4 protein-coding genes are annotated in these 5,737 nt (G+C 73.7%); 2 read left to right on the top strand and 2 right to left on the bottom strand.

Annotated features, from left to right (window positions below; genetic code table 11):
- Window positions 1-441: 441 nt before the first annotated feature.
- A complete protein-coding gene (locus tag ACWC9T_RS40445) occupies window positions 442-2,418 on the top strand; it encodes a tetratricopeptide repeat protein (RefSeq protein ID WP_449826033.1) in 1,977 nt (658 codons plus the stop codon).
- Between the two features lie 52 nt (window positions 2,419-2,470).
- Here the strand turns inward: ACWC9T_RS40445 and ACWC9T_RS40440 are convergent, their stop codons facing one another.
- Window positions 2,471-2,884 (bottom strand): Fur family transcriptional regulator, encoded by a 414-nt coding sequence (locus tag ACWC9T_RS40440; protein ID WP_396246953.1) that lies wholly within the window; start codon window positions 2,882-2,884, stop codon window positions 2,471-2,473.
- A 104-nt stretch (window positions 2,885-2,988) separates the two neighbouring features.
- Here ACWC9T_RS40440 and ACWC9T_RS40435 point away from each other — a divergent pair, with 104 nt between their 5' ends.
- The gene (locus ACWC9T_RS40435) at window positions 2,989-4,464 is read left to right on the top strand and encodes a catalase (RefSeq protein WP_449826032.1); all 1,476 of its coding nucleotides are present in this window, start codon (window positions 2,989-2,991) and stop codon (window positions 4,462-4,464) included.
- Between the two features lie 196 nt (window positions 4,465-4,660).
- Here ACWC9T_RS40435 and hisN read toward each other — a convergent pair whose 3' ends face one another.
- A complete protein-coding gene (hisN, locus tag ACWC9T_RS40430; protein WP_449826031.1) occupies window positions 4,661-5,458 on the bottom strand; it encodes a histidinol-phosphatase in 798 nt (265 codons plus the stop codon).
- Window positions 5,459-5,737 lie beyond the last annotated feature (279 nt).

Here is a 5,737-nt window from a genome sequence, read left to right as displayed (position 1 = left end):
TGGAGCAGCTCGGTAGCTCGCTGGGCTCATAACCCAGAGGTCGCAGGTTCAAATCCTGTCCCCGCTACTCAGTAGCCGAAGGGCCCGGAGGATTCTTCCTCCGGGCCCTTCGCGTTTTCGGGCGCGGGCGTTTCCGTCCGGAAGCGGTGGGAACCGCTCCGGTACTATCGACCGTCGCCAACGGGGACGGCACTGGGGTTTGTGGGGTGGAAGTGTCGGGAAATCGACAAAGCGCCGAAGCAATTTCGTCGGCTTCGGGTCGGCCCCGCCCGAATTCGGCCGGGGTAGGTGTACGCGGGTAGCGGGTGATGCGACGATGGGACACTTGGGAGACGGTGCACGGTTGCTGACCGGCCGTCGGGTCCGGCACCTCTCCCGCGAGTCCCTCCGGCCGCGGGCCGGGGCACGATGCCGCGACACTCTGGGGGAGCGGGAGTCGGCATGAGGCTGATCGGCAAGTCAGGCACCAAGTCCGGTGCGGCAGTCGAGGCGGACACCGACGCCTGGGCGGAGAGCACCGAGACCCCCGACAGCCGCCCCGGAGCCCTGCCTGCCCAGCGCACCAGCGGCCTGTCGGAGCGCCCCCAGGCCGGCGGCTTCGGGCCGGACAGCCTCGTCCACGTGCCCACCCGTCAGTTCTCCGCCGCCGTCGGCCCGTACGGCGCCGCGGCCGACGAGGACGTGCCCCCGGGGGCCGCCCTGGACCCCTCCGGCCTGGACCCGACCAGCTTCGAGACCGCGTTGGCCGCCCGCGAGTCCGCCGCCCTGGAGGCCCGCCACCGGCAGGCCGCCGACGGCGGAGACGCGGACGCGGCCTCCCGGCTCGGCACCCTGCTGCTGCGCCGCGGCGACCTGGAGGACGCCGAGCCCTACCTGCGCGCCGCCGCGGCCGCCGGGGTGCGCGCCGCCGCCAACAACCTCGGCGTGCTGCTGCACCAGCAGGGCCACCGCGCCGAGGCCGGCCAGTGGTGGCGCCACGCCGCCGTGGCCGGCAGCGCCCCGGCCGCGCACGCGCTCGGGCTCCAGCTGCGCGACCAGGGCGAGGAGGAGGCCGCCGAGTACTGGCTGCACTTCGCCGCCGACCACGGCCACCCGCTCGGCGCCTACGCGCTGGGCGACCTGATGGAGCACCGGCGCGACGTGCGGGCCGAGCGCTGGTTCAAGGTCTCCGCCGACGCCGGGCACCGCGAGGCCGCCTACCGGCTGGCCCGGATGCGCGAGGCCGCCGGGGACAAGGAGACCGCCGAGGCCTGGTACCGCACCGCCGCCGCCCGCAGCCACGCCCGCGCCGCGCTGCGCCTGGGCGTGCTGCTGGAGGAGCGCTCCCGCACCGACCAGTCGCTGCTGGACGAGGCGGCCCGCTGGTACCGGCAGTCCGCCCAGAACGGCGAGCCGCGCGCCGCCTGCGCGCTCGGCTTCCTGCTGCGCGACTCCGGGGAGGTCACCGCCGCCGCCGAGTGGTGGCGGGAGGCCGCCGAGGCCGGCGACGGCAACGCCGCCAACGCGCTCGGCGCCCTGCATGCGAGCCGCGGCGAGGCCAAGGAGGCCGAGCACTGGTACCGCACCGCCCTCGACGCGGGCGACCAGAACGGCGCCTTCAACCTCGGCCTGCTCTGCGCCGGCACCGGCCGCGAGCAGCAGGCCGAGCAGTGGTACCGCCGGGCCGCGTACGCCGGGCACCGGGAGGCCTGCAACGCGCTGGCCGTGGTGCTGCTGCAGCGCGGCGACGAGTCCGGCGCCGCGCCCTGGTTCTCCAAGGCCGCCGAGGCCGGCAGCGTCGACGGAGCCTTCAACCTCGGCGTGCTGCACGCCGGGCGCGGCGAGCACCGCCAGGCCCAGGAGTGGTACGCGCGGGCCGCCGCCGAGGGCCACGGCGAGGCGGCGCTGCAGCTGGCCGTCGCCCAGGAGCAGCGCGGCAACCTGGCCGGCGCGCTGGAGCGCTACCGGCAGGCGGCGGCCGGCGGCTCCGCCGAGGGCGCGTTCCGGCTGGCCTCGGTGCTGGACCGGCGCGGGGACGCCGACGCCGAGGCCGAGCACTGGTACGCGGTGGCGGCCGACGCCGGGCACCGGCGGGCGCAGGTGCGGATGGGCGTGCGGGCGGCCGAGCGCGGGGCGCTGGAGATCGCCGAGAGCTGGTACCGGCGGGCCGCCGAGGCGGGCAGCCGCAGCGCCGCGTTCAACCTGGGGCTGCTGCTGGCGCGGCAGGACAGCGAGGCGGAGGCGATGCTCTGGTACGCCCGGGCCGCCGACGCCGGGCACGGGCGTGCCGCGCTGCGCCTGGCGCTGCTGGCGCTGCGCCGGGGTGAGCCGGTGCAGGCCGAGAACTGGTGCCGGCGGGCGATCGACTACGGGCCGGCCGAGGTGGCCGAGCGGGCCGGGCGGCTGCTGGGCGCGCTGCACGCGGAGCTCAGCGCGTAGCGCCCCGGCAGCGGGGCGGGGCCCGCCAGGGGGGGCAGGGCCGGTCGGCGCGTCAGGGGCGGCAGTCGGGGCACAGGCCGCGGTAGGTGACCTCGGCGGCGGTGACCGCGAAGCCGAAGCGCTCGGCGGCGGGCAGGGCGGTCAGCGGGTCGCCGTGCGGGTGGACGTCGCGGATCGCGCCGCAGCCGGAGCAGACCAGGTGCTGGTGGGCGCGGTGGGCGTTGGGGTCGTAGCGCTTGGCGCGGCCGTCGGTGGCCACCTCCAGCACCTCGCCGAGGGCGACGAGTTCGCCGAGCGTGTTGTAGACGGTGGCGCGGCTGATCTCGGGCAGGTGGGCGGCGGCGCGGGCGTGCACCTCGTCCGCGGTGAGGTGGACGTGCTCGCCGTCGAGGACCTCGGCCACCACCCGGCGCTGCGAGGTGAGCCGCCAGCCGCGTCCGCGCAGTCTCTCCAGCAGGTCACTCATGGCACCAGAGTAAGTCATGCTCTGAGTTTGGTTCCAGTGTTGACTTAGACAATGTCCAAGTTAGGATCGTGTCATCACGATCGGATCCCTCGGAGGCACCCGTTATGACCACGCAGGACGAGCCGCGCCCGACCCTCACCACGGAGGCGGGTGCCCCCGTCGCCGACAACCAGAACACCGAGACCGCGGGCGCCGGCGGCCCGGCCCTGATCCAGGACCAGCTGCTGTTCGAGAAGCTCGCGCACTTCAACCGCGAGCGGATCCCGGAGCGCGTGGTGCACGCCCGCGGCGCCGCGGCGTACGGCACCTTCACGGTGACCGCCGACGTGTCGCGGTACACCCGGGCGGCGTTCCTGTCCGAGGTCGGCAAGCAGACCGAGGTCTTCCTGCGCTTCTCCACCGTGGCCGGCAACCTCGGCTCGGCCGACGCGGTGCGCGACCCGCGCGGTTTCGCGGTGAAGTTCTACACCGAGGAGGGCAACTACGACCTCGTCGGCAACAACACCCCGGTGTTCTTCATCAAGGACGCGGTCAAGTTCCCGGACTTCATCCACACCCAGAAGCGCGACCCGTACACCGGCTCGCAGGAGGCCGACAACGTCTGGGACTTCTGGGGCCTGTCGCCCGAGGCGACCCACCAGGTGACCTGGCTGTTCGGCGACCGCGGCATCCCGGCCACCTACCGGCACATGAACGGCTACGGCTCGCACACCTTCCAGTGGCAGAACGAGGCCGGCGAGTACTTCTGGGTCAAGTACCACTTCAAGACCGACCAGGGCATCCGCAACCTCACCCAGGCCGAGGCCAACACGCTCGCCGGCGAGGACCCGGACAGCCACCAGCGCGACCTGCGCGAGTCCATCGAGCGCGGCGAGTTCCCCACCTGGACGGTGCAGGTCCAGATCATGCCGGCGGCCGACGCGGCGGCCTACCGCTTCAACCCCTTCGACCTGACCAAGGTCTGGCCGCACGCCGACTACCCGCCGATCGAGATCGGCCGGCTGGAGCTCAACCGCAACCCGGAGAACGTCTTCGCCGAGGTCGAGCAGTCGATCTTCTCCCCGGCGCACTTCGTGCCCGGCATCGGCCCGTCCCCGGACAAGATGCTCCAGGGCCGCCTGTTCGCCTACGCCGACGCCCACCGCTACCGGGTCGGCATCAACGCCGACCACCTGCCGGTGAACCGCCCGCACGCCGCCGAGGCCCGCACCAACAGCCGCGACGGCCACCTGTACGACGGCCGCCACGGGCGGCAGAAGAACTACGAGCCGAACAGCTTCGGCGGCCCGGTGCAGACCGGCCGCCCGCTGTGGGCCGCCACCGCCGTCGACGGCCTCACCGGCAACCACGCGGTGCCCTCGCACACCGAGGACGACGACTTCACGCAGGCCGGCAACCTCTACCGGCTCTACTCCGAGGACGAGAAGCAGCGGCTGATCGCCAACCTGGCCGGCTTCATCGCCAAGGTCTCCGCCGACCGCGAGGACATCGTGGAGCGGGCGGTCGACAACTTCCGCAGGGCCGACGCCGACTACGGGCAGCGGCTGGAGGCGGCGGTCCGGGAGCTGCGCAAGCAGTAGCGGTGACCGGGACCGAGCAAGCGGCGGGCCCCTCGACCAGCACGAACTGGTCAAGGGGCCCGCAACCATTCCCGCCCCGGAGCCGAAGGGGCGCGCCGGTGCCGAAAGGGAGAAGCGACGAGCGAGGAACGAGCGCCGGAGCGCCGACCGTCGGCACCGGGTCCGAGCGTCCCGGAGGCGAGCGGGTGAGTAACTGCTACACGCTCAGCCGCCGCAGGGTCTCCTCGTGCAGCAGGCCGTTGGAGGCGACCGCGTCGGCGCCGCCCGGACCGGGGATGCCGTCCAGACCGGTGAAGCGGCCGCCCGCCTCCTCGACCACGATGCACGGCGCGGCCATGTCCCACAGCGACAGCTCGGGCTCGGCGGCGATGTCCACCGCGCCCTCGGCGACCATCATGTAGGACCAGAAGTCGCCGTAGGCGCGGGTGCGCCAGCAGGCCCGGGTGAGGTCCAGGAACGGGTCGAGGCGGCCGCGGTCCTCCCAGCCGGTGAGGGAGGAGTACGAGAAGGAGGCGTCCTCGATCCGGGACACGCCGGAGACGTGGATCCGGGAGGCCTTGGCCAGGCTGCGGCCGGCGTAGGCGCCCAGGCCCTTGGCGGCCCACCAGCGGCGCTGCAGCGCGGGCGCGGAGACGATGCCGACCACCGGGTGCTCGACGCCGTCCGGGCCGTCCTCCAGCAGCGCGATCAGGGTGGCCCAGACCGGGACGCCGCGGATGTAGTTCTTGGTGCCGTCGATCGGGTCGATCACCCAGCGGCGCGGGCCCGAGCCCTGCAGGCCGAACTCCTCGCCGAGGACCGCGTCGCGCGGACGGGCCCGCTGGAGCACGCTGCGCACGAGCTCCTCGGCGGCCTTGTCGGCGTCGCTGACCGGGGTGAGGTCGGGCTTGGTCTCGATCTTCAGGTCGAGGGCGCGGAAACGCTCCAGGGTGACCGAGTCGGCCGAGTCGGCGAGGACATGGGCGAGTCGGAGATCGTCGTGGTAGTCGGCCATGTCCGAAACCCTAGCGAGCCCGCCCCGATCGGCACAGCCGGGCTCGCGGAGCGGGATGGAGCCGTCCTGAGCCGAAGGGGTGCGCCGGTGCCGAAAGGGAGAAGCGACGAGCGAGGTACGAGCGCCGGAGTGCCGACCGTCGGCACCGGGTCCGAGCGTCCCGGAGGCGAACGGGCGAGTCGCAGCCCTAGTTGTACTGACCACGGAGGTTGGTGACAGGGCTCACGGCCGGGTGATCTTGAAATGAGTGAGGGCCTTCTGGCCAGGTGTGGATTGCGA

The sequence above is a fragment of the Kitasatospora sp. NPDC001159 genome (genome assembly GCF_053598235.1).
Note: the sequence above shows the minus strand (reverse complement) of the source record. Positions and strands in the feature narration are given on the sequence as shown.

Coding starts and splice junctions, on each gene's coding strand:
- ACWC9T_RS40445 (WP_449826033.1), top strand. CDS start 442: ATGAGGCTGATCGGCAAGTCAGGCACCAAGTCCGGTGCGGCAGTCGAG.
- ACWC9T_RS40440 (WP_396246953.1), bottom strand. CDS start 2,884: ATGAGTGACCTGCTGGAGAGACTGCGCGGACGCGGCTGGCGGCTCACC.
- ACWC9T_RS40435 (WP_449826032.1), top strand. CDS start 2,989: ATGACCACGCAGGACGAGCCGCGCCCGACCCTCACCACGGAGGCGGGT.
- hisN (WP_449826031.1), bottom strand. CDS start 5,458: ATGGCCGACTACCACGACGATCTCCGACTCGCCCATGTCCTCGCCGAC.